The sequence below is a fragment of the Streptomyces sp. iso_384 genome (genome assembly GCF_056172905.1).
The window spans coordinates 7,527,897-7,548,658 of the sequence record NZ_JBWBTT010000001.1 but is presented as its reverse complement, the minus strand read 5'-3'; the positions used below and the strand labels follow the sequence as shown (position 1 = coordinate 7,548,658).

Here is a 20,762-nt window from a genome sequence, read left to right as displayed (position 1 = left end):
TCACCAAAGCCGGGGCCGCCCTCGTCCAGAAACCCACTCACGAGAACTGGAGACACCAGCATGACCCAACCCACCCCCATCCGGCGAGTGCCGGACGGGACCTTACGAGCCGTGGCGCTGTGCGCCGGTTACGGCGGCCTGGAGACCGCGCTCGGTGCGGGTATCGGCGCGGTGCCGGTCGCCTACGCCGAGAACGACCCCTATGCCGCCGCCGTGTTCGCCGCCCACCACCCGGGGGTGCCGAACCTGGGAGACATCACCCGCGCCGACTGGGAGCGGGTCCGTGACCTGTACCGGCCCGAGATCGTCGGGGCCGGTTTCCCGTGCCGCAACATCAGCAATGCCGGACGGAAGGATGGGATCAGTGGCCAGTGGTCGAGGGTCTGGAAGAACGTCGCTGCGGCTGTGGGCGTCATTCGACCGCGCTACGTCTTCCTGGAAAACGTGGCGGCGCTCCGCTCGCGGGGGCTGGACGTCGTCGCCCAGGACTTGGCCGCGATCGGGTATGGCGTCCGGTGGACATGTCTACGAGCTGGTGACCCCGAAGTCGGGGCCCCGCACGAGCGTGACCGGTGGTTCGCAGTTGCCCATCCCGCTGATGCCGACCCCCACCACCTCGGACGGCACTGGCGGCCCCGGCACGTCTCCCAAACGCAAGGGCGGGCTGAACCTGCGCACCGCAGTCACCCGGCTCCCGGCACCCCCGCCCGAGTCCTGAGGCTGGTCCCCACGCCGGCCGCCCGGGACTGGAGGTCGGGTGCCTCCAACCTGCTGGAGCGCAACGCGCGCCCGCTCAACGAGTTCGTCGTCAACCGGCTCCCCTACAGCGGGAGCTGGATCTCCACCGACGGCATCGACTACGGGCCCGCCATCCGCCGCTGGGAACACATCACCGGCCGCCCCGCCCCCTGCCCCACCGAGCCCGGCACACGCGGCAACCGCCGCCTCTCGCCCGTCTTCACGGAATGGCTCATGGGACTGCCCGCCGGCTGGGTCACCGACATCCCCGGCATCCCCCGCAAGGAACAGCTCCGCATCCTCGGCAACGGCGTCATCCCCCGCCAGGCACACCACGCCTACGGACAACTCCTCGGAGCCACCCCCGCCGCCTGGACCCACCCCCGGGCGGTGGCCGCATGAACACCCACCTCCTCAACGCAGCCCTGGACGCAGCCAAACGCGGATGGCACGTCTTCCCCCTGCGGCCGACCGACAAGCGCCCCGCCCTCCACGGTGAAACCGCCTGCCCCGGCACCGGTGACTGCGCCGGCGGGCACCGCAAGTGGGAGCAGCGCGCCACCGCCGACCCCGCCCGCATCCGCGCGGCCTGGTCGGCGGGACCGTTCAACGTCGGGATTGCCACGGGCCCGTCCGGGCTGGTCGTGGTGGACCTGGACCCGGTCAAGGCGAAGGACCCGAAAGGAACGCCTGACGGCGTCACTTCCCTGCAAGCGCTCTGCGAGCGCGCCGGGCAACCCGTCCCCGCCACCTACCGGACCCGGACCGCGTCCGGGGGACACCACCTGTACTTCACCGCCCCCAAAGGGGTCCGGCTCGGCAACAGCGCGGGCAGGCTCGGCACCCACATCGACACCCGCGCCCACGGCGGCTACGTCGTCGCCGCCGGCAGCACCCTCCCGGGCGGTGCGTACGAGGTGGCCGACCCCACCGAGCCCGTACCACTCCCGGAATGGCTGCACGCCCTCCTGACACCTCGTCAGCCGTCGCGGGCATTGATGGCCGCGCCCGTGCCGGTTCGGGCGTCCAGGTACGCGGCAGCGGCTCTCAGGGCCGAAACGGCGGCCGTGGCCGGGGCCGGGAAGGGCGTGCGGAACTGGACGCTCGTGAGGGCCGCCCGCGCATTGGGGAGGTTCATCCCGTCCGGCGACCTCGACCGCCACGAGGTAGAAGCGGCTCTTAATTCGGCGGGATTGGCGGCCGGACTCCGCGAGAACGAGTGCCGCGCCGCCGTGACCAGCGCTCTGAACTGGTCCATCGCCAACAACCCCGGGCGGCCGGCATGACCACCACCCCCAGGAATCACCGCCTTAAGAGCCTGCCTGCCACCCCGAACACCCCGCAGCCCGCCAACACCGCCGCAGCACCGGTGACCGGTGGCGAGCCGAAAGGCGTCGGCCGCAAGGCCGTCCCCGTTGCTGTTCTCCCTGACCCGCACACGGTCACGGTGACCGGCATCCGCCCCGGCCTCACGGTGCGCGGGCTCGGCCGCAATCAGATCCCCACGGCTGACTGGCTCTGCGCCTGCGGCCACCACGAGCGCGCCCGAGGCCGGGAGTGCGTCACCAACCTGACCACCCGCGCCCGCGTCGACCACTGTCCGCACACCGAGCAGCACCGGAGGAACGCCGCATGAACACCCCCGCCCAGCAGACCAAGGCACCCATCGACGGTGCCGCCCTGCTCGATGCGGTGGAAGCCTTCCACCGCCGGTTCAACGTCTTCCCGACCGAGTCCGCCTATGTCGCGGTGGCCCTGTGGGACGCGCACGCCCACCTGATCGACTGCTTCGAGACCACCCCGCGCATCGCGTTCCTCTCCCCGGAACCGGGGTCGGGGAAGTCGAGGGCGCTGGAGATCGTGGAACTGCTCACCCCCCGCCCCATGAGCACGGTGTCCGCGTCCGCGAACGCCCTCTACCGGCTGGTCGACTCCGCCGAGGGACTGCCCACTGTCCTGTTCGACGAGGTGGACACCATCTTCGGCCCCAAGGCCGGGGCGGACGAGGCCCTGCGCGGCTTCCTGAACGCCGGATACCGGCGCATCGGCGGGGCCCTGCGGTGCGTCGGGGACGGCTCCAACCAGAACGCCCAGGTGTTCGGCTCCTACTGCGCCGTCGCCATGGCCGGACTCGGCTCCCTCCCCGACACCGTCCTGACCCGGTCCGTCATCATCCGTATGCGCAAGCGTGCCCCCAACGAGAAGGTCGAGCCCTACCGCCAGCGCATCCACGAGAAGCAGGGCCACGCCCTGCGCGACCGGATCGCGAAGTGGGCCGACACCGTCCGCGACCAGGTCGCCAACGCCTGGCCCGACATGCCCGAAGGGGTCACCGACCGGCCCGCCGACGTCTGGGAGCCCCTGCTCGCCGTCGCGGACGCGGCCGGCGGAACCTGGCCCGCACGGGCCCGGGCCGCCTGCCTGGACCTGATCAACGCCGGTCAGGACAACGACGAAGCATCGTTGGGTGTCCGGCTGTTGACCGACCTGCGCGACACCGTGTTCTGCGGCGCGGACCGGGTGCCCACCGCCGTCATCCTCGAAATCCTGCTCCGCATGGACGACGCCCCCTGGGGCGACCTGGACGACAAGCCGCTGAACTCCCGGACGCTCGCCAAGCTCCTCGGGCAGTACGTCACCCCGGCCATCAAGCCCATCAAGCCGCGCGGCATTCGCACCCCCTCCGGCACCCCCAAGGGCTACTACGCGGAAGACCTCGTGGACGCCTGGACGCGGTACTGCCCTCCGCCCCCCGAGGAATCCGCAACATCCGCCACGTCCGCCACACCGCAGGTCAGCGGGGGTGAATCCGTGGCGGATACCGCCACACCCATCCGCCACATGCCTGCGGAATCCGCCACACCGCTCTTCCCTGTCGCGGGCTGACCCCAGCGCCACCAGGTGCCGCCACACCCCCGGATGCGGCGGCACCTATCCGCCACACGACCGCCATCCGCCACAAACGCAGGCCCCTGACCTGCGATGTGGCGGCGTGGCGGACGTTGCGGATCTGCCAGGACAGAGAAAGCACCCGCCCGCCACACCCAGAGGAGAATCCCGTGGCCACGCCAACCACCTCGCCGCCCGCCCGCCTCCTCCGCGTCGATGTCGCCGCCGAAATCCTGGGGGTCAAACGCTCCACCGCATACGAGGAGATCCGACTCGGACGGTTGCGCACTGTCCAGATTGGCCGCAGTCGGCGCATCCCGACGGAGTACGTCGAGGAGTACATCGACCTCCTCAAGCGCGAATCCAACTGACCAACCCGACCAGCGGGCCCGCCCACTCTCGTGGGCGGGCCCGCTACATGAAGGGAACTGCCGACGTGGCAACCAGCAAGCCCACCCGCAGGGCCGGGCACGGGGAAGACACCATCTACTGGGACCAGGCGAAGAACCGCTACGTGGGGGCGGTCTCCCTGGGCTATGCACCGAACGGCAAGCGTCTGCGACCCAAGGTCTACGGCAAGACCAAGACGGAGGTCCGCGAGAAGATCCGCGATCTCAAGAAGGAGGTCGCAGCAGGTGTTCGTACCCCCGCCAACTACACCGTTGAGAACGCCGTGAACGACTGGCTGGAGCGCGGGCTGAAGGGGCGAGACGCCCAGACCGTGGCCAAGAATCGCACGCTCGCCGACAAGCACCTGATCCCCTTCGTGGGCAAGGCCAAGCTCAAAGACCTCAGCGCCGACGACGTGGACGACTGGCTCAACAGCCGCGTCGAGGCGCTTTCCACACGAAGTCTCCGGGATGTGCTGGCGATCCTGCGCAGGTCAATCGAGCACGCCCAGCGGCGAGACAAGGCAGTGCGTAACGTCGCGCTGCTGGTCACCGTCCCGGAGGGGCGTGCCGGCCGACCGAGCAAGGCACTCAACCTGGAGCAGGCGAAAGCCGTGCTCGGGGCCGCGCGGGGGAGCCGCCTCTACGCCTACCTGGTGCTGTCACTCCTCGGAGGGGTGCGGACCGAGGAGGCCCGGCCGCTTACCTGGGATCACGTCTACCTGAACCCTGAGGACGGCATCCCGCCGCACGTCGCCGTGTGGCGGTCCGTGCGCAGGCACGGGGAGACCAAGACGCGCAAGAGCCGCCGGACGATCGCCCTACCGAAGCAGGTCGTGGACGTGCTGGTCGAGCACCTGCGGTGGCAGAAGCAGGAGCGCGCTTCGCACGGGATCGAGTGGCGTCCCGACGGTCGGGTGTTCACCACACGGAGCGGGGAGCCGCTGGACGCCGCGAACGTGCGGCGCGACTTCCGCGCCATCGTGAAAAAGGCGGGGCTCGATCCCGAATGGACGCCCCGGGAACTTCGCCACAGCTTCGTGTCCCTGCTCTCCGATCACGGCATCCCGCTGGAGCGCATCGCCATGCTGGTCGGCCACAGCAGTCAGGCGACCACTGAGGCCGTGTACAGGAAGCAGCTCCGGCCGGTGATCACGCAGGGAGCGGAGGCTATGGACGAGATCTTTGCCGAGCGGCGTAAGGCACCCATGCCGAAGGCTTGATCAAATCCCTTTGGCCCCCTGTTTGGCCCCCCAGACACGACAGAGGCCACATACGAAAATCCGTATGTGGCCTCTGACCAGCGTCGGGGTGGCGGGATTTGAACCCACGACCTCTTCGTCCCGAACGAAGCGCGCTGCCAAGCTGCGCTACACCCCGATGTCCACCGGTCTCCCGGCGACATCGATTACTTTAGCCCACCGGCGGCCGGAGGCGAAATCCGGTTTCTGCCGTGCCGGAACCACCCCGCCACGTTCGGCCGGAGGTGGTCCACGGCGGTGGTCAGGACGCCCAGGGCGGCGAAGAGGAGACCGAGGGCCAGGGACTGGGTGAGGGCGCCGGCGTAGCCGTACGTGTCGACGTCGAGGAACGGGTACGGGTAGCGGGCCGGGGCGCCGGGGGAGAGCAGGGCCCCGCGGGTCAGGGTGAGGGCCAGGTAGGCCGCGGGGGCCGTCAGCCAGAGCGGGATGTGGGCCAGGCGCAGGGTCCGGGGTGCGGTCAGCAGGAGCCAGTCCGCGGCGACGGCCAGCGGGGTCACCGTGTGGAGCAGGAGGGTCGCGGCGATGGGCCGGTCTGTCTGCGGAGGCGGGCTGCCGCCGTAGTTCACCAGCACCAGGTGGTACATCAGGCCGGTGATCGCGGCGAGCAGGAGTGCCCCGCCCGACAGGCGTGGCGACAGCGGTGGGCCGCCTCGCCAGGTACGTACGGCCGACCAGCCGAAGGCGCCCGCGATCAGGAGGTTCGCCAGGACCGTGAAGCGGATCAGCGTCGGTGGCGCGTAGCCGGTCACCTGGGCGATGACCGGGCCCGCGGCCGCGACCCCGCACGCCGCGGCGCGCAGGGCCGTGGCCCAGGGGCGTCGGCGGGGCCCGGTGGGGTCCGGGAGCACCTCTGCCGCCCGGGGGCGGGGGAGCAAGGCGGTCCGGGGCGCGGTCATGATTCGTACCGTAAGCGGGCGGGAAGACCCCCGCGATTCGTCACCCGCCGCGCGGACGGCGCCCCGTGCCCGCCGCACCCGCCGCGCGGATGGCGCCCCGCCCCGTGCCCGCCGTGCCTGCTGCGCGGACGGCGCCCCGAGCCCGCCGCGCGGATGGGGCCCGTGCCCACCGCGCCTGCCGCGTCCGCCGTGCGGATCGGGCGGGCGCGCCCCGGTCAGGCCTTCGGGGCCAGTGTCAGCAGCGTGGCCTCGGGCGGGCAGGCGAAGCGGACCGGGGTGTAGCGGTTGGTGCCGCAGCCGGCGGACACGTGGAGGTAGGAGCGGTGGGCGCCCGCCGTGTGGGTGGACAGGCCCTTCACCCGGTCCGTGTCCAGGTCGCAGTTGGTGACCAGCGCCCCGTAGAACGGGATGCACAGCTGGCCGCCGTGCGTGTGACCGGCCAGGATCAGCGGGTAGCCGTCGGCCGTGAAGGCGTCCAGGGAGCGCAGGTACGGGGCGTGCACCACGCCGATGGAGAGGTCGGCGCCGGTCTCGGGGCCGCCCTGGACCTCGGCGTACCGGTCGCGCTTGATGTGCGGGTCGTCCAGACCGGTGAACGCCAGCTCCAGGCCGCCGAGCTTCAGGCGGCCCCGGGTGTTCGACAGGTCCAGCCAGCCCGCCTCGTCGAAGGCGTCGCGCATCGGCTCCCACGGGTTGTGGACGACGCCGACCGCGGGCTCGTTGCCGTTGAGGCCGTGCTTGCCCTGGACCTTTTCCAGGAGGTAGCGGGCCGGGTTGCGGAGCTTGGGGCCGTAGTAGTCGTTGGAGCCGAAGACGTACACCCCAGGGAACTCCATCAGCGGGCCGAGCGCGTCGAGCACCTCGGGCACCGCTTCCGGGTCGGAGAGGTTGTCGCCGGTGTTGACCACGAAGTCCGGGCGCAGGCCCGCCAGCGACTGGAGCCAGGCCCGCTTCTTGCGCTGACCGCTCACCATGTGGATGTCGGAGACCTGGAGCACGCGCAACGGGCGCGCCCCGTGCGGGAGTACGGGAACGGTGACCCGTCGCAGGCGGAACGAGCGGGCCTCGAATCCGGCGGCGTAGGCGAGTCCGGCGGCGCCGACCGCCGCGCCGACTGCCGTGACTTTCAGGGGTACTCCGTAGCGTGCGCGCATGCGCCCATCGTCGCAGAAGCGGAACCGTGAGCGGAAAACCGGTGGGCGGCCCGGGCCCCGCACCTGTCACAATCGCGGCATGACCACGCTCAAGTCCAAGCTCAAGGAAGACCTCCACACGGCCATGAAGGCGCGTGACGAGCTGACCTCGTCCACCCTTCGGCTCACCCTCACCGCGATCACCAAGGAAGAGGTCAGCGGCAAGTCGGCGCGCGAGCTCTCCGACGACGAGGTGCAGAAGGTGATCGCCAAGGAGGCGAAGAAGCGCCGTGAGGCGGCGGAGGCCTTCGCCCAGGGCGGCCGGACCGAGCAGGCCGAGCGGGAGAAGGCGGAGGGCGAGCTGCTCGACGGCTATCTGCCCAAGCAGCTCTCCGACGACGAGCTGAACGCGATCGTGGCGTCCGCCGTCGAGGAGGCGAAGGCCGCCGGGGCCGAGGGGCCGCGTGCGATGGGCGTCGTCATGAAGATCGTCAACCCGAAGGTCGCGGGGCTCGCCGAGGGTGGCCGGGTCGCCGCCGCGGTGAAGAAGCTCCTCGCCGGCTGAGAGAAGCAAAGGGTGGGCGGCCCGGTCGATCGACCGGGCCGCCCACCCTTTGCTTCTGTCTGTACGGGTACGGGTCAGGGGCCGTTCTGGCCGCCGTCCTGGCCTCGCCCGCCACCGCCGCCGCCGCCGATCACACCGTCCGGAAGCTCGATGCCCGGGAACCGGTTGCCGTCGTCGCCGGGCTTGCCGTCCTCGCGGCCCTCGTCGCCGCGGTCACGGTCCCGGTCGCCCTTCTCCTTGTCCTTCTTCTCCTTGCCCCGGGGGACGGAGACCGGGTTGAAGCCGGGGGTCTCGGACGCGTCCAGCGCTCCGGTCATCGCGATGCGCCAGATCGGGCCGGGCAGGCAGCCGCCGCAGACCTTGTCGTAGTCGCGGCCGCCGATGGTGACGTTGAACATCGAGCTCTTCTCGCCGATGTCGTCGCCGACCCACACCGCGGTGGAGAGGTTCGGCGTGTACCCGACGAACCAGGCGTCCTTGCGGTCGTTGGTCGTACCGGTCTTGCCCGCGTTGTCCCGGTCGCTGAGCCCGGCCTGCGTACCGGTGCCGTCTTCCACGACGCCCTTGAGCATCTGGTTGATCGTGTCCGCGGTCTTCTCGCTCATCGCGCGCGAGCAGGACGTCTTCGGCACGGGGATCTTCTTGCCCTGCGGGTCCTTGATGGAGGCGATGGCGATCGGCGTGCAGTACGTGCCCCGGTTGGCGAAGGTCGCGTACGCGGACGCCATCGAGAGCGGGGTGCTGTCGACGCTTCCCAGGGTGGCCGCGGGCCGCTCCAGGATCTCCTTGCCGTCACCGCGCTCGTAGCCCACCTTCTTCGCCATGGTCAGCGTCTCGCAGAGCCCGGCCTTCTGCTCCAGCAGCGCGAAGTAGGTGTTGATGGACTTGCCGAGCGCGCTCGTCATGTCCCAGGTGCCCTTCTCGGACTCCAGCTCGTTCACCAGATTCCAGGGCTGGTTTCCGGCGGGCGCTCCGTCGCAGGTCCGGAAGGAGCTCTCCGGCAGCGTCAGTTTCCAGTCCGTCGAGAACGTCGTCGCCGGGCTGATGCCCTTCTCCAGCGCCGCCGCCGCGGTGAACGGCTTGAACGTGGAGCCGACCTGGAAGCCGTACGTGGAGCCGCCCATCTTGTTGCTGACGGCCAGGTTGAGCACGGTCTCGTTCTGCTTCTGGTCCAGACCGTAGGGGCGGGACTGGCCCATGGAGAGAATCTCGCCGTTGCCCGGCCGGACCTGCACCACGGACGCCGCGAACTTGTCGTCCTTGTAGACCCTCGCGGTGGCGGCCTCGTTGGCCGCCTTCTGGGCGCGCGGGTCCAGCGTGGTCCGGATGGTCAGGCCGCCGAGGTTCCAGAGCTTGGCCCGGTCCTCGTCGGTCTTGCCGAAGGCGGGGTCGGTGAGGATCGTCTTGCGGACGTAGTCGCAGAAGAAGCCGGACCCGCTGACGGCGGTGATGCAGCCGTTCTTCGGCCGGGAGACCTTCAGCTTGATGGGCGTCTCCATGGCCTTGTCGGCCTCGGCCTGCGAGATGCTCTTGACCGCGGCCATCCGTGCCAGCACGGTGTTGCGGCGCTTGGTCGCCTCCTCCGCGTCGTTGACCGGGTCGTAGCGGCTCGGCGACTGGACGATGCCGGCGAGCATCGCGGCCTCCTCCAGCTTGAGGTCCTTGGCGTGCTTGGAGAAGTAGCGCTGGGACGCGGCCTCGATGCCGTACGCCTGCTGCCCGAAGAACGTGATGTTGAGGTAGTTCTCCAGGATCTTCTTCTTGCCGAGCTCCTCCTCGACCTGGATCGCGTACTTCAGCTCGCGGACCTTGCGGCCGAGCGTCTGCTGCGTGGCCTCGGCGACCTTCTCCGGGTCGTCGCCGGCCTCTTCGACGAAGACGTTCTTCACGTACTGCTGGGTGAGGGTCGACGCGCCCTGCGCCGCCCCGCCCGCCTGCACGTTGCGGTTCATCGCGCGGAGGATGCCCTTGAGGTCGACCGCGCCGTGCTCGTAGAAGCGGGAGTCCTCGATCGCGATGATCGCGTCCTGCATGTACGGCGAGATGTCCTTGAGCGGGACGACCGTGCGGTCGCGGGAGTACACCGTGGCGATGGTGCCGCCGTCGCGGTCCTGGATCGTGGTCCGCTGGCTGAGCGGTGGCGTCTTGAGATTGGAGGGGATCTCGTCGAACCCTTCGACCGTCCCCTTGGCGGCGAGCCCCAGCGCTCCGGCTGCGGGCAGCGCGATGCCTGCCAGGACAGCTCCGGAGAGCGCGGCGACACCGAGGAACTTGGCGGCCTGCTGGGTCGTGGTGAGACCCCCGCCCGAGCGCTTCTTTGGCATAGGGGGCAGCCTAATCCGTAGTGATGAACGTGTCGTAGGAGCGGGGGCCTCTCGGAGCGTTCCCGTACCGGACCGTGACATCCGGGAGGGCCGGCCGGTCGCCGGGAGGGCCTGGTGTGCCCCGGACCGGAGCCTTCGGAGGTGCTGCGGGCATACGGAGGCCTCGCGGAGCGGGCACGCGGGCGCGGGCGGCTACGTTCCTATTCGCCGGACAGACGGACAGGCCTTGGCCTAAGCTGCTCTCAACTGTCACAGCAGTCCGGTTCGGTATCAAGCCCCCTGTCGTCCCATGCGCGTCTTCTGGTCATTCTTCACCCGGCCGACGCGCAACCGCATGGCACTTCACGCACGCATCGTGGCGCTCCCGAAATCGCCCTGTATGTCGCGAGAAGTCCTTTGCGACTTGAGTGCACTGTCCCCTTTTCATGGAGATAGTCGCGTATGTCCTCGGCTCACTCCCCTGGGTGATCTGCCGCATACGCATAGTCCGTTCGGACCATTCAAGATTGGGCCCGAAGGGGGTGTTGTGCTGTCCGCACCTTCCGTAACGTCCTCAACTGGCAGCGGTGAATATGCCGCTGCCGCCGTGGGGGAGCCTCGATTCGGGAGAGGACGGCGCCGGCATGGGCTGGGTAACCGACTGGAGTGCGCAGGCAGCCTGCCGCACTACCGATCCGGATGAACTGTTCGTACAAGGGGCAGCGCAGAACAGAGCCAAGGCGGTGTGCACCGGATGCCCGGTGCGGACCGAGTGCCTGGCCGATGCGCTGGACAATCGCGTCGAATTCGGCGTGTGGGGCGGAATGACGGAGCGGGAGCGCCGCGCACTGCTGCGCCGCCGGCCGACCGTCACGTCCTGGCGCCGACTGCTGGAGACCGCGCGCAGCGAATACGAGCGGTCCACCGGCATTCTGCCCGGAGTCATCGGGCTGGAGGACGAGGAGCTGAACGAGACGTACGCCGCCGTCGGGTAGCCGCGGCCGCCACGAGGCCGCGGCCCCGCCGCCCGGGAGGGTGGCTACGCCGCTCCGGCCGGAGCCGGTGCGGAGCCGCTCGCCAGGCGGTCGCCGATGGCCCGGAGGCCGTCGAGGTCGTGTACGTCACCGGGCAGCGCCGCCACGGCCGTCACCGGCACCTCGGGGTGCCGTGCGGTGAAGCGGTCACGGGTGCCGTGCTCCCGGGCGACGACCTGCATGCGCTCGGCGTGCAGCCGCAGCAGACCCGCCGTCAGGTCCTCGATGCTGATGATGCCGATGGCGTCGACGGTGTCGGCCTCGTCGTCGCCGCTGGTGGTCGCGGATGTCGCGACGTTCTCGTGGGGCGGTTCGTTCTCCGTCGTGTCCTGGTGCTCGGCTGCGGGCTCGGGGCCGGACGCCTGCCCGGCCTCGGGGGAGAGGGGCGGCTCGGTCGTTCCGGAAGCGGTGACCGCCGGATCGGGGGCTTCCCGGTCACCAAAGCCAGCTTTCCCGGCCCTCTGATCCACAATGCGGGCGTCCTCAAGATTTTCTGCGGCCGTCAGCGCCTGCTCGGCGGAGAGCCGCGACGCCTCGCTGCCGTGCACACGGTTGAGGACCAGACCGGCCAGCGGCATCTCATCGGCGGCCAGTCGCTCCACGAAATAGGCAGCCTCGCGCAGCGCGTCCTGCTCCGGCGTCGCGACCACGAGAAAGGCCGTGCCGGGTGCCTGGAGCAGCTTGTACGTGGCGTCCGCCCGGCTGCGGAAGCCGCCGAACATGGTGTCCATCGCGGCGACGAACGTCTGGACGTCCCGCAGGAACTGGCCCCCGAGCAGCTTGCCCAGCGTTCCGCTCATCATCGACATACCGACATTGAGGAACTTCATCCCGGCCCGGCCGCCGACCTTCGCGGGCGCCATCAGCAGCCGGATGAACTTCCCGTCGAGGAACGACCCGAGCCGCTTCGGCGCGTCCAGGAAGTCCAGCGCGGAGCGCGAGGGAGGGGTGTCGACGATGATCAGGTCCCACTCGTCGCGCGCCCGGAGCTGCCCGAGCTTCTCCATCGCCATGTACTCCTGCGTACCGGCGAACCCGGCCGACAGGGACTGGTAGAAGGGGTTCTCCAGGATCGCCCTGGCCCGCTCCGCGTCCGCGTGCGCCTCGACGGTCTCGTCGAAGGTCCGCTTCATGTCGAGCATCATGGCGTGCAGTTCGCCCTCGCCGTCGATGCCGTCGACCCGCCGGGGCACGTTGTCCAGCCGGTCGATGCCCATGGACTGGGCGAGCCGGCGGGCCGGGTCGATGGTGAGGACGACGACCTTCCGGCCGCGCTCGGCGGCCCGTACGCCCAGGGCGGCGGCGGTCGTGGTCTTGCCGACCCCGCCGGAGCCGCAGCACACGACGATCCGGATGCCCGGGTCGTCCAGCAGCGCGTCCGTGTCCAGGCCGCCGTCCGCCGCCGCCGGAACCGCGTCCGTACCGGCTGTGTCCGCGCTCATGCGTCTCCCCCTTCGCCCGCGCCCTGCTTACGGAGCTCCGTGGCCAGCTCGTGCAGCGCGGCGAGGTCCACCCCGTCGCCGATCAGCGGGAGCTCCGCCGTCGGCAGACCGAGACCGGCCAGCACCGCGCGCTGCTCCCGCTCCAGCCCGACCCGCTCGGCGTGCTGGGCCGCCTGCTCTACCAGGGGGCGTACGAGGGCGGCGGAACCGGTCACTCCGGCCCGGGTCAGCGCCTTGGCGATCTCCTTGCGACGGCCGCCCGCTGCGGTGCGCAGGGCGTCCTCGTCCAGCAGATGCGGGCGGACCATGTTCACGAAGACGCTGCCCACGGGCAGTTCGGCGGCGCGCAGCTCGGCGATGCCGTCCGCGGTCTCCTGGACCGGCATCTCCTCCAGGAGGGTCACCAGATGGACCGCGGTCTGCGAGGACTTCAGGACCCGCATCACGGCCTGGGCCTGGTTGTGTATCGGGCCGATCCTGGCCAGCCCGGCGACCTCGTCGTTGACGTTCAGGAAGCGGGTGATCCGGCCGGTCGGCGGGGCGTCCATGATCACGTAGTCGTAGACGAACCGGCCCTGCTTGTCCTTGCGGCGTACGGCTTCGCAGGCCTTGCCGGTCAGCAGGACGTCCCGGACGCCGGGCGCGATGGTGGTGGCGAAGTCGATGGCGCCGAGCTTCTTCAGGGCGCGGCCGGCGCTGCCGAGCTTGTAGAACATCTGGAGGTAGTCGAGGAGTGCGCGTTCGGCGTCGATGGCCAGCGCGTACACCTCGCCGCCGCCCGGCGCGACGGCGATCTTGCGCTCCTCGTAGGGCAGCGCGTCGGAACCGAAGAGCTGGGCGATGCCCTGCCTGCCCTCGACCTCGACGAGGAGAGTGCGCCTGCCCTCGGTCGCGAGGGCGAGCGCGAGGGCGGCGGCGACCGTGGTCTTACCGGTACCGCCCTTGCCGCTGACGACCTGGAACCTGCTCACGTATTCGAGCCTAACCAGTCCGGCCCCGGCCTACGCACGGGACGGTACGTGCCAGGCGTTACAGTCGGGCCCATGACCAAGTGGGAATACGCGACCGTGCCCCTTCTCGTGCACGCGACCAAGCAGATTCTGGACACCTGGGGCGAGGACGGCTGGGAGCTGGTCCAGGTCGTTCCCGGCCCGAACAACCCCGAGCAGCTCGTGGCCTACCTGAAGCGGGAGAAGGCGTAGTGGCGGGCGCCGTCGAGTCGCGCCTCGCCGAGCTCGGCCTGACCCTGCCGGCCGTGGTGCCGCCGCTGGCCTCGTACCAGCCGGCCGTGCAGTCCGGGGTGTACGTGTACACCTCCGGCCAGCTGCCGATGGTGGACGGCAAGCTCGCCGTCACCGGCAAGGTCGGCGCCGAGGTCACGCCGGACGAGGCGAAGGAGCTCGCGAAGACCTGTGCGCTCAACGCCCTGGCCGCCGTGAAGTCGGTCGCCGGCGACCTGGACCGGATCAAGCGCGTCGTGAAGGTCGTGGGCTTCGTCGCCTCGGCCTCCGACTTCACCGGGCAGCCCGCCGTGATCAACGGCGCCAGCGAGCTGCTGGGCGCGGTCCTCGGCGACAAGGGCGTGCACGCCCGCAGCGCCGTGGGCGTCGCCGTGCTGCCGCTGGACGCACCGGTCGAGGTCGAGGTCCAGGTGGAGCTCGTCGACGCCTGAGGATCCTTGCCCGCTCGTCCTTCCGATCCCGCCCGGTCCCGCGACCGGGCGGGATCGCGTGTGTGCGGGACCGCGTGTGTACGGGACATGTCGGGTCGCCGTGATGATCAGGGATCCTCTCGAACATCGGCGCGGTTCCGGATAGCCTCCGGCCATGCCCCAAGGTCAGTGGTACCCCCCGGAATGGCCCGACCGGATCCGGGCCCTCGCCGCCGGTGAGCTGACGGCCGTGACACCCCGGCGGGCCGCCACCGTGATGCTGCTCCGTGATCGGGGGCCCCGGGCCGCGACGCCCGGCCCTGTCGTGCACATGCTGCGGCGGCGGACTTCCATGGCCTTTGCCGGAGGCGCGTACGCCTATCCGGGTGGCGGAGTCGATCCGCGCGACGACGACCGGCTGATCGGGTGGGCCGGGCCCCCGCTGGAGCAGTGGGCCGCCCGGCTCGGCGTGGCGACGGTCACCGAGGCGCAGGCCGTCGTGTGCGCGGCGGTGCGCGAGACGTTCGAGGAGGCGGGCGTCCTGCTCGCCGGGCCGACCGCTGAGACCGTGGTCGGCGACACGACCGGGGAGGACTGGGAGGCCGACCGGGAGGCGCTGGTCGCCCGGGACCTGTCCTTCGCGGAGTTCCTGGACCGGCGCGGCCTGGTGCTGCGCTCGGACCTGCTGGGCGCCTGGGCGCGCTGGATCACCCCGGAGTTCGAGCCGCGCCGCTACGACACCTGGTTCTTCGTCGCCGCGCTCCCCGAGGGGCAGCGCACCCGGGACGTCTCCACCGAGGCCGACCGCACGGTGTGGATCGCCCCCGCCGACGCGGCCCGCCGCTACGACGCGGGCGAGCTGCTGATGATGCCGCCCACCGTGACCACGCTGCGGGCCCTCGCGCCGTACAGGACGGCCGCGGAGGCCCTGGAGGCCGCCGACGTGCAGGACATGGCCCCGGTGCTCGCGCAGGCCCGCCTGGAGGGCGACGAGCTGGTGCTGAGCTGGCCGGGGCACCACGAGTTCACCAAACACGTGCCCACGGCGGGCGACGGGGGCGGTGCCGCGTGAGCGACGCAGCCGCCCTGCCCGGACAGCCGCGCGGAACCGTGGTCTCCGGACCCTCGACCGCCCGTACGGTCAACGTCCTCGCGCCCAACCCGTCCGCGATGACGCTCGACGGCACCAACACCTGGATCGTGGCCGAGCCCGGCTCCGACCTCGCGGTCGTCATCGATCCCGGGCCGCTCGACGACGTACACCTGCGGGCCGTGATCGAGGCGGTGGAGCGGTCCGGACGGCGCGTGGGCCTGACGCTGCTCACTCATGGGCACCCCGACCACGCGGAGGGCGCGGGCCGGTTCGCGGAGCTGACGCGGACGAAGGTACGGGCCCTGGACGCGGCGCTGCGGCTGGGCGACGAGGGTCTCGGGGCGGGCGACGTGATCACCACCGGCGGCCTGGAGCTGCGCGTGGTGCCGACGCCGGGGCACACCGCGGACTCGCTCTCGTTCCATCTGCCCGCCGACCGGGCGGTGCTGACGGGCGACACGATCCTCGGCCGCGGTACGACGGTGGTCGCGTATCCGGACGGGCGGCTCGGCGACTACCTCGACTCGCTCAGGCGGCTGCGGTCGCTGACGGTCGACGACGGCGTCCACACGGTGCTGCCGGGCCACGGTCCGGTGCTGGAGGACGCGCAGGGGGCGGTGGAGTTCTACCTCGCCCATCGCGCGCACCGGCTCGCCCAGGTGGAGACGGCGGTGGAGGCCGGGCACCGTACGCCGTCGGAGGTGGTGGCGAAGGTGTACGCCGACGTGGACCGCTCCCTGTGGCCGGCCGCCGAGCTGTCGGTGCGGGCGCAGCTGGAATACCTCACCGGGCACGGGCTGATCTAGCACGTGTCCGGCGCATCGTGACCGGGAAGGCCCCGCCGACCGGTACGCACACCGGTCGGCGGGGCCCTTCACACCACGTCGGGCGGGACATCGGTCCCGTACGGGGCGGGGTCAGCGCGAGCGCTTCGCCAGCCGCTCGACGTCCAGCAGGATGACCGCACGGGCCTCCAGGCGCAGCCAGCCGCGGCCCGCGAAGTCCGCGAGCGCCTTGTTGACCGTCTCGCGGGAGGCGCCGACCAGCTGGGCCAGCTCCTCCTGGGTGAGGTCGTGCACGACGTGGATGCCTTCCTCGGACTGGACGCCGAAGCGGCGCGACAGGTCCAGGAGGGCGCGGGCGACACGGCCCGGCACATCGGAGAAGACCAGGTCGGACATCTGGTCGTTGGTCTTGCGCAGCCGTCGGGCGACCGCGCGCAGCAGCGCGGTGGCCACCTCGGGCCGGGCGTTCAGCCAGGGCTGCAGGTCGCCGTGGCCGAGGCCGAGGAGCTTGACCTCGGTCAGCGCGGAGGCGGTCGCCGTACGCGGGCCCGGGTCGAAGAGCGAGAGCTCACCGATCAGCTCGCCGGGGCCGAGCACGGCCAGCATGTTCTCGCGCCCGTCGGGCGAGGTGCGGTGGAGCTTCACCTTGCCCTCGGTGACCACGTACAGGCGGTCACCCTGGTCGCCCTCGTGGAACAGCGCGTCTCCGCGCGCGAGGGTCACCTCACTCATCGAGGCGCGGAGCTCCGCGGCCTGCTCATCATCGAGCGCCGCGAAAAGCGGGGCGCGCCGCAGAACGTCGTCCACGAGTTCTCTCCTTGTCGGCCTGTTCAGGGAACCGTGGTCCCCATCATGCCGGACGGTAAAACAGTGCGATCAATCACAAACCAGTTTGACGCACGGGCGTGCCGGACCCTACGGCAGGGGGCCGATCGGGGGTGGATATGCCGTGACAGGGGTGGTTGTCGGTGCCTGGCTCTAGGCTGGCCGGGTGTCCAGAACGCCGGGGAGAGCACAGGCCAAGGGGGCCGACGGGGCGCTGAAGGGCGGCGATTCCGCTGTGGGCGAACAACCCCGGCCGCGCCCGAGGATTGCCGCGAACGGCTCCCTCGGAGGGGCACACGGTTCGCCCGGAGAGCCGGGGAAGCCGCTCCGGAAGTCGGCCAGGAGGTCCGCAGTGTCATCGTCCACGCCCGCCGAGCCCGCGAAATCCGCGAAACCCGTCAAGCGAGCCACATCGCCCGCACCGTCCAAGGCGGCCAAGGCGCCGAAGCCGGAGTCGCATCTGGCGATGGTCCGCCGGGCGCGCCGGATCAACCGCGAGCTCGCCGAGGTCTATCCGTACGCCCACCCCGAGCTCGACTTCCGTAACCCCTTCGAGCTCCTCGTGGCCACGGTCCTCTCCGCCCAGACCACCGACCTGAGGGTGAACCAGACCACCCCCGCGCTCTTCGCCGCCTACCCCACCCCCGAGGACATGGCGGCGGCCGTGCCGGAGGAGATGGAGGAGATCATCCGGCCGACCGGGTTCTTCCGGGCCAAGACCAAGTCGCTGATAGGCCTCTCCGCCGCCCTGCGGGACGAGTTCGGCGGCGAGGTCCCGGGGCGCCTGGAAGACCTCGTGAAGCTGCCCGGGGTCGGCCGCAAGACCGCCAACGTCGTCCTGGGCAACGCGTTCGGGGTTCCCGGCATCACCGTCGACACGCACTTCGGGCGGCTGGTGCGGCGCTGGAAGTGGACCGACGAGGAGGATCCGGTGAAGGTCGAGGCGGTGGTGGCCGGGATCTTCCCGAAGAGCGAGTGGACGATGCTCTCGCACCGTGTGGTGTTCCACGGCCGCCGGATCTGTCACGCCCGCAAGCCCGCCTGCGGGGCCTGCCCGATCGCCCCGCTCTGCCCTTCGTACGGGGAGGGCGAGACCGACCCGGAGAAGGCCAGGAAGCTCCTGAAGTACGAGATGGGCGGCTATCCGGGCCAGCGGCTCAGCCCGCCCGCCGACTACCCGGGCAAGCCCGCACCCGCGCTGGGGGCCGGGTGAGGGCAGCCCTCGGTACGGTGCGGCCCCGTACGACCGGCTCGGTACGGCCGGAAGCGGAACGGCCGGGAACGGACCCGTCAGGAACGAATCGGCCGACGACAGGCGTTGTGAAACGACGGGGGTGCCCATGATGCACGCGCACACACACGGCACGACGCACACGCACGCCAGGAACGACCCCGCCGAAGGGCCGTCGCACACCGGCGGTGATGGCGGCCGCGTTCCCGACCCGGCCGTCGTCGTCACCACCGACGGCCTGCCCGCATGGCTCGACCCGGTCGCCCGCGCCGCGCGCAGCGTCCAGCCGCAGCAGCTCAGCCGCTTCCTGCCGCCCGAGAGCGGGGCGGGCCGGCAGTCGGCCGTCCTGGTCCTGTTCGGCGAGGGGGAGCGCGGGCCCGAGCTGCTGCTGATGGAGCGCGCCGGAACGCTGCGCTCCCACGCCGGGCAGCCGTCCTTCCCCGGCGGAGCACTGGATCCCGAGGACGGCGACCAGGCCACCACCGGGCCCCTGCGCGCGGCGCTGCGCGAGGCCGAGGAGGAGACCGGCCTCGACCCCGGGGGCGTACAGCTCTTCGGCGTACTGCCCCGGCTCTACATCCCGGTCAGCAGCTTCGTCGTGACGCCGGTGCTCGGCTGGTGGCGCGCGCCCAGTCCGGTCGGGGTGGTCGATCCGGGCGAGACGGCCCGGGTCTTCACGGTTCCCGTGGCGGATCTCACGGATCCCGCCAACCGGGCCACGGCCGTCCACCCGAGTGGGCACGCCGGCCCGGCATTTCTGGTCGAATCGGCTCTGGTCTGGGGCTTCACGGCCGGAGTGATCGACCGGATTGTGCACTACGCGGGATGGGAACGCCCCTGGGACAGGGCCAGACAGGTGCCGCTCGACTGGCGCGCATGACACGCTGGCCCTCCTGCTGCGCTGCTCCGGGTCCGGCCCGGACCCCGTCACCACCGACGGGCCAGGTGACGAAACTGCGAGGCTATAGACGGTGAACGTGCTCGACATCCTGCTGCTGCTCGCCGCCGTGTGGTTCGCGGTCATCGGCTACCGCCAGGGTTTCGTCGTCGGCATCCTGTCGGTGATCGGCTTCCTCGGGGGCGGGCTCGTCGCCGTCTACCTGCTGCCGGTCATCTGGGACCGGGTGACCGAGGATGCCGAGGTCTCCACCGCGGTCGCCATCGGCGCGGTCGTCATCGTGATCATCTGCGCCTCGATCGGCCAGGCCTTCACCACCCACCTGGGCAACAAACTCCGCCGGTACATCACGTGGTCGCCCGCGCGCGCCCTGGACGCCACCGGCGGCGCCCTGGTCAATGTGGTGGCCATGCTGCTGGTGGCCTGGATGATCGGCCTGCTGCTGGCGGGCACCTCGCTGCCGACGCTCGGCAAGGAGGTCCGTAACTCCTCGGTCCTGCTCGGCGTCGACCGGGTGATGCCCGAGCAGGCGCCCAGCTGGTTCCAGGACTTCTCCTCCGTCCTCGCGCAGAACGGCTTCCCGCAGGTCTTCAGCCCGTTCGCCAACGAACCGATCACCGAGGTCAAGGCGCCGGATCCGGCCCTGGTGGGCAGCCCGGTCGCCGCCCGCGCCAAGAAGTCGATCGTCAAGGTCGTGGGGACGGCCCCGAGCTGCGGCAAGGTCCTCGAAGGGACCGGCTTCGTCTTCGCCGAGCGCCGGGTGATGACCAACGCCCATGTGGTCGGCGGCGTGGACGAGCCCACCGTCCAGATCGGCGGCGAGGGCCGGCTGTACGACGCGAAGGTCGTCCTCTACGACTGGCAGCGCGACATCGCGGTCCTGGACGTCCCCGATCTCCGGGCCACGCCGCTGCGGTTCACCGGCCCGGACGACGACGCGCGGACCGGCGACAGCGCGATCGTCGCGGGCTTCCCCGAGAACGGCGCGTACGACGTCCGCTCGGCCCGCGTCCGCGCCCGGATCAACCCCGACGGCCCGGACATCTACCACCGGGGCACGGTGCGCCGCGATGTGTACTCGCTCTACGCGACGGTCCGTCAGGGCAACTCGGGCGGCCCGCTGCTCACCCCGGACGGAAAGGTGTACGGAGTGGTGTTCGCCAAGTCGCTCGACGACCCGGACACCGGCTACGCGCTGACGGCCGACGAGATCCGCGAGGACATCGAGATCGGCCGCACGGCCAACCAGCAGGTCGACAGCCAGGGCTGCGCCCTCTAGCGGGCCTTGCGGCGCGCCCTCCAGGGGAGCGCCGGAAGGGTCGGTCGAGGGTCAGTTACGGGGATGGCGGAGCCGCGCCGAGACCCAGCGTGCCCGACGGCGGAGGATACGCGGAATCCCGAGACGGGAACGGTGAAGGTCATGCACTTCGTGCACCCGGCCGCGAGGGCCGCCCCCCTCATGAGTGCTCACACCGGTTGACGCGGTGGAGCGGCGGTTGCGTGCTTCGTCAGTGAAGTCGTGCGTCCAGCCCATACCCCGACGTCTGCCCGTGACCCATGGTCGGTAACCGTCGGCGAGTCAGCCAATTGGCCTATGCGGAAGGCAATTGGCTGTTCGTCGGACAGCT

Annotated in this window: 22 protein-coding genes and 1 tRNA gene; 15 read left to right on the top strand and 8 right to left on the bottom strand. The window is 71.0% G+C overall.

What is annotated here, in order from left to right; genetic code table 11:
• Positions 1-60: 60 nt before the first annotated feature.
• From AC0VY3_RS34160 to AC0VY3_RS34135, 6 genes are all read left to right on the top strand, one after another.
• On the top strand, positions 61-1,140 hold the full coding sequence (locus tag AC0VY3_RS34160; RefSeq protein WP_475551429.1) for a DNA cytosine methyltransferase: 1,080 nt from the start codon (positions 61-63) through the stop codon (positions 1,138-1,140).
• The gene (locus tag AC0VY3_RS34155; protein ID WP_475551428.1) at positions 1,137-2,024 is read left to right on the top strand and encodes a bifunctional DNA primase/polymerase; all 888 of its coding nucleotides are present in this window, start codon (positions 1,137-1,139) and stop codon (positions 2,022-2,024) included. Before AC0VY3_RS34160 ends, AC0VY3_RS34155 begins: the two co-directional genes overlap by 4 nt.
• Positions 2,021-2,374, top strand: a complete 354-nt coding sequence (locus AC0VY3_RS34150; RefSeq protein ID WP_475551427.1) for a hypothetical protein — start codon at positions 2,021-2,023, stop codon at positions 2,372-2,374. The genes AC0VY3_RS34155 and AC0VY3_RS34150 overlap by 4 nt, the downstream gene beginning before the upstream one ends.
• Positions 2,371-3,624 carry a DUF3631 domain-containing protein gene (locus tag AC0VY3_RS34145; protein WP_475551426.1) on the top strand — a complete coding sequence of 418 codons (1,254 nt, stop codon included), beginning with the start codon at positions 2,371-2,373 and terminating at the stop codon, positions 3,622-3,624. Before AC0VY3_RS34150 ends, AC0VY3_RS34145 begins: the two co-directional genes overlap by 4 nt.
• Positions 3,625-3,797: 173 nt before the next feature.
• On the top strand, positions 3,798-3,998 hold the full coding sequence (locus AC0VY3_RS34140) for a helix-turn-helix domain-containing protein (protein WP_216322753.1): 201 nt from the start codon (positions 3,798-3,800) through the stop codon (positions 3,996-3,998).
• Between the two features lie 65 nt (positions 3,999-4,063).
• Complete coding sequence (locus AC0VY3_RS34135; protein ID WP_351447570.1) at positions 4,064-5,239, top strand: tyrosine-type recombinase/integrase; 1,176 nt, start codon at positions 4,064-4,066, stop codon at positions 5,237-5,239.
• Between the two features lie 83 nt (positions 5,240-5,322).
• Here AC0VY3_RS34135 and AC0VY3_RS34130 read toward each other — a convergent pair.
• The 3 genes from AC0VY3_RS34130 to AC0VY3_RS34120 all read right to left on the bottom strand — a co-directional run bounded on the left by AC0VY3_RS34130 (position 5,323) and on the right by AC0VY3_RS34120 (position 7,328).
• A tRNA-Pro gene (locus AC0VY3_RS34130) sits at positions 5,323-5,396 on the bottom strand.
• A 28-nt stretch (positions 5,397-5,424) separates the two neighbouring features.
• On the bottom strand, positions 5,425-6,174 hold the full coding sequence (locus tag AC0VY3_RS34125) for a Pr6Pr family membrane protein (RefSeq protein WP_242735479.1): 750 nt from the start codon (positions 6,172-6,174) through the stop codon (positions 5,425-5,427).
• Positions 6,175-6,389: 215 nt separating this feature from the next.
• On the bottom strand, positions 6,390-7,328 hold the full coding sequence (locus tag AC0VY3_RS34120; protein ID WP_103508435.1) for a metallophosphoesterase: 939 nt from the start codon (positions 7,326-7,328) through the stop codon (positions 6,390-6,392).
• A gap of 79 nt (positions 7,329-7,407) precedes the next feature.
• On the opposite strand from AC0VY3_RS34120, the gene AC0VY3_RS34115 reads away from it, so the two are divergent.
• Entirely contained in the window at positions 7,408-7,872 is a 465-nt protein-coding gene (locus AC0VY3_RS34115; protein ID WP_475551425.1) for a GatB/YqeY domain-containing protein, read from the top strand.
• Positions 7,873-7,946: 74 nt separating this feature from the next.
• On the opposite strand, the gene AC0VY3_RS34110 is transcribed toward AC0VY3_RS34115, so the two are convergent.
• Entirely contained in the window at positions 7,947-10,196 is a 2,250-nt protein-coding gene (locus tag AC0VY3_RS34110) for a transglycosylase domain-containing protein (RefSeq protein WP_103508434.1), read from the bottom strand.
• A 623-nt stretch (positions 10,197-10,819) separates the two neighbouring features.
• Between AC0VY3_RS34110 and AC0VY3_RS34105 the strand changes: the two genes are divergently transcribed.
• Entirely contained in the window at positions 10,820-11,170 is a 351-nt protein-coding gene (locus AC0VY3_RS34105; RefSeq protein ID WP_030087009.1) for a WhiB family transcriptional regulator, read from the top strand.
• Positions 11,171-11,214: 44 nt separating this feature from the next.
• Here AC0VY3_RS34105 and bagB read toward each other — a convergent pair whose 3' ends face one another.
• Positions 11,215-12,651, bottom strand: coding sequence for an ATPase BagB (bagB, locus tag AC0VY3_RS34100; RefSeq protein ID WP_475551424.1), 1,437 nt, complete (start codon positions 12,649-12,651; stop codon positions 11,215-11,217).
• Positions 12,648-13,622, bottom strand: a complete 975-nt coding sequence (bagA, locus tag AC0VY3_RS34095; protein ID WP_103508432.1) for an ATPase BagA — start codon at positions 13,620-13,622, stop codon at positions 12,648-12,650. The genes bagB and bagA overlap by 4 nt, the downstream gene beginning before the upstream one ends.
• A gap of 72 nt (positions 13,623-13,694) precedes the next feature.
• Between bagA and AC0VY3_RS34090 the strand changes: the two genes are divergently transcribed.
• From AC0VY3_RS34090 to AC0VY3_RS34075, 4 genes are all read left to right on the top strand, one after another.
• Positions 13,695-13,853 (top strand): DUF4177 domain-containing protein, encoded by a 159-nt coding sequence (locus AC0VY3_RS34090; RefSeq protein WP_003967454.1) that lies wholly within the window; start codon positions 13,695-13,697, stop codon positions 13,851-13,853.
• Positions 13,853-14,323: a RidA family protein gene (locus tag AC0VY3_RS34085; RefSeq protein WP_030087015.1), complete on the top strand. Its 471-nt coding sequence runs from the start codon at positions 13,853-13,855 to the stop codon at positions 14,321-14,323. Before AC0VY3_RS34090 ends, AC0VY3_RS34085 begins: the two co-directional genes overlap by 1 nt.
• Before the next feature lie 154 nt (positions 14,324-14,477).
• The gene (locus AC0VY3_RS34080; RefSeq protein ID WP_475551423.1) at positions 14,478-15,374 is read left to right on the top strand and encodes an NUDIX hydrolase; all 897 of its coding nucleotides are present in this window, start codon (positions 14,478-14,480) and stop codon (positions 15,372-15,374) included.
• On the top strand, positions 15,371-16,201 hold the full coding sequence (locus AC0VY3_RS34075) for an MBL fold metallo-hydrolase (RefSeq protein ID WP_103508430.1): 831 nt from the start codon (positions 15,371-15,373) through the stop codon (positions 16,199-16,201). The genes AC0VY3_RS34080 and AC0VY3_RS34075 overlap by 4 nt, the downstream gene beginning before the upstream one ends.
• Before the next feature lie 111 nt (positions 16,202-16,312).
• Here AC0VY3_RS34075 and AC0VY3_RS34070 read toward each other — a convergent pair whose 3' ends face one another.
• Positions 16,313-16,987 carry a Crp/Fnr family transcriptional regulator gene (locus tag AC0VY3_RS34070; protein ID WP_003967450.1) on the bottom strand — a complete coding sequence of 225 codons (675 nt, stop codon included), beginning with the start codon at positions 16,985-16,987 and terminating at the stop codon, positions 16,313-16,315.
• A 370-nt stretch (positions 16,988-17,357) separates the two neighbouring features.
• On the opposite strand from AC0VY3_RS34070, the gene nth reads away from it, so the two are divergent.
• The 3 genes from nth to AC0VY3_RS34055 all read left to right on the top strand — a co-directional run bounded on the left by nth (position 17,358) and on the right by AC0VY3_RS34055 (position 20,413).
• Positions 17,358-18,218, top strand: coding sequence for an endonuclease III (nth, locus tag AC0VY3_RS34065; RefSeq protein WP_242735497.1), 861 nt, complete (start codon positions 17,358-17,360; stop codon positions 18,216-18,218).
• 127 nt (positions 18,219-18,345) lie between these two features.
• The gene (locus tag AC0VY3_RS34060; protein ID WP_475551422.1) at positions 18,346-19,116 is read left to right on the top strand and encodes an NUDIX hydrolase; all 771 of its coding nucleotides are present in this window, start codon (positions 18,346-18,348) and stop codon (positions 19,114-19,116) included.
• 91 nt (positions 19,117-19,207) lie between these two features.
• Positions 19,208-20,413 carry a MarP family serine protease gene (locus tag AC0VY3_RS34055; RefSeq protein ID WP_103508427.1) on the top strand — a complete coding sequence of 402 codons (1,206 nt, stop codon included), beginning with the start codon at positions 19,208-19,210 and terminating at the stop codon, positions 20,411-20,413.
• 51 nt (positions 20,414-20,464) lie between these two features.
• Here AC0VY3_RS34055 and AC0VY3_RS34050 read toward each other — a convergent pair whose 3' ends face one another.
• Positions 20,465-20,668, bottom strand: coding sequence for a hypothetical protein (locus AC0VY3_RS34050; protein ID WP_103508426.1), 204 nt, complete (start codon positions 20,666-20,668; stop codon positions 20,465-20,467).
• Positions 20,669-20,762 lie beyond the last annotated feature (94 nt).

Excerpts from the sequence above, each read along its gene's own strand:
- AC0VY3_RS34160 (WP_475551429.1), top strand. The coding sequence starts at position 61 with ATGACCCAACCCACCCCCATCCGGCGAGTGCCGGACGGGACCTTACGA.
- AC0VY3_RS34155 (WP_475551428.1), top strand. The coding sequence starts at position 1,137 with ATGAACACCCACCTCCTCAACGCAGCCCTGGACGCAGCCAAACGCGGA.
- AC0VY3_RS34150 (WP_475551427.1), top strand. The coding sequence starts at position 2,021 with ATGACCACCACCCCCAGGAATCACCGCCTTAAGAGCCTGCCTGCCACC.
- AC0VY3_RS34145 (WP_475551426.1), top strand. The coding sequence starts at position 2,371 with ATGAACACCCCCGCCCAGCAGACCAAGGCACCCATCGACGGTGCCGCC.
- AC0VY3_RS34125 (WP_242735479.1), bottom strand. The coding sequence starts at position 6,174 with ATGACCGCGCCCCGGACCGCCTTGCTCCCCCGCCCCCGGGCGGCAGAG.
- AC0VY3_RS34120 (WP_103508435.1), bottom strand. The coding sequence starts at position 7,328 with ATGCGCGCACGCTACGGAGTACCCCTGAAAGTCACGGCAGTCGGCGCG.
- AC0VY3_RS34115 (WP_475551425.1), top strand. The coding sequence starts at position 7,408 with ATGACCACGCTCAAGTCCAAGCTCAAGGAAGACCTCCACACGGCCATG.
- AC0VY3_RS34110 (WP_103508434.1), bottom strand. The coding sequence starts at position 10,196 with ATGCCAAAGAAGCGCTCGGGCGGGGGTCTCACCACGACCCAGCAGGCC.
- AC0VY3_RS34105 (WP_030087009.1), top strand. The coding sequence starts at position 10,820 with ATGGGCTGGGTAACCGACTGGAGTGCGCAGGCAGCCTGCCGCACTACC.
- bagB (WP_475551424.1), bottom strand. The coding sequence starts at position 12,651 with ATGAGCGCGGACACAGCCGGTACGGACGCGGTTCCGGCGGCGGCGGAC.
- AC0VY3_RS34090 (WP_003967454.1), top strand. The coding sequence starts at position 13,695 with ATGACCAAGTGGGAATACGCGACCGTGCCCCTTCTCGTGCACGCGACC.
- AC0VY3_RS34080 (WP_475551423.1), top strand. The coding sequence starts at position 14,478 with ATGCCCCAAGGTCAGTGGTACCCCCCGGAATGGCCCGACCGGATCCGG.
- AC0VY3_RS34060 (WP_475551422.1), top strand. The coding sequence starts at position 18,346 with ATGATGCACGCGCACACACACGGCACGACGCACACGCACGCCAGGAAC.
- AC0VY3_RS34050 (WP_103508426.1), bottom strand. The coding sequence starts at position 20,668 with ATGGGCTGGACGCACGACTTCACTGACGAAGCACGCAACCGCCGCTCC.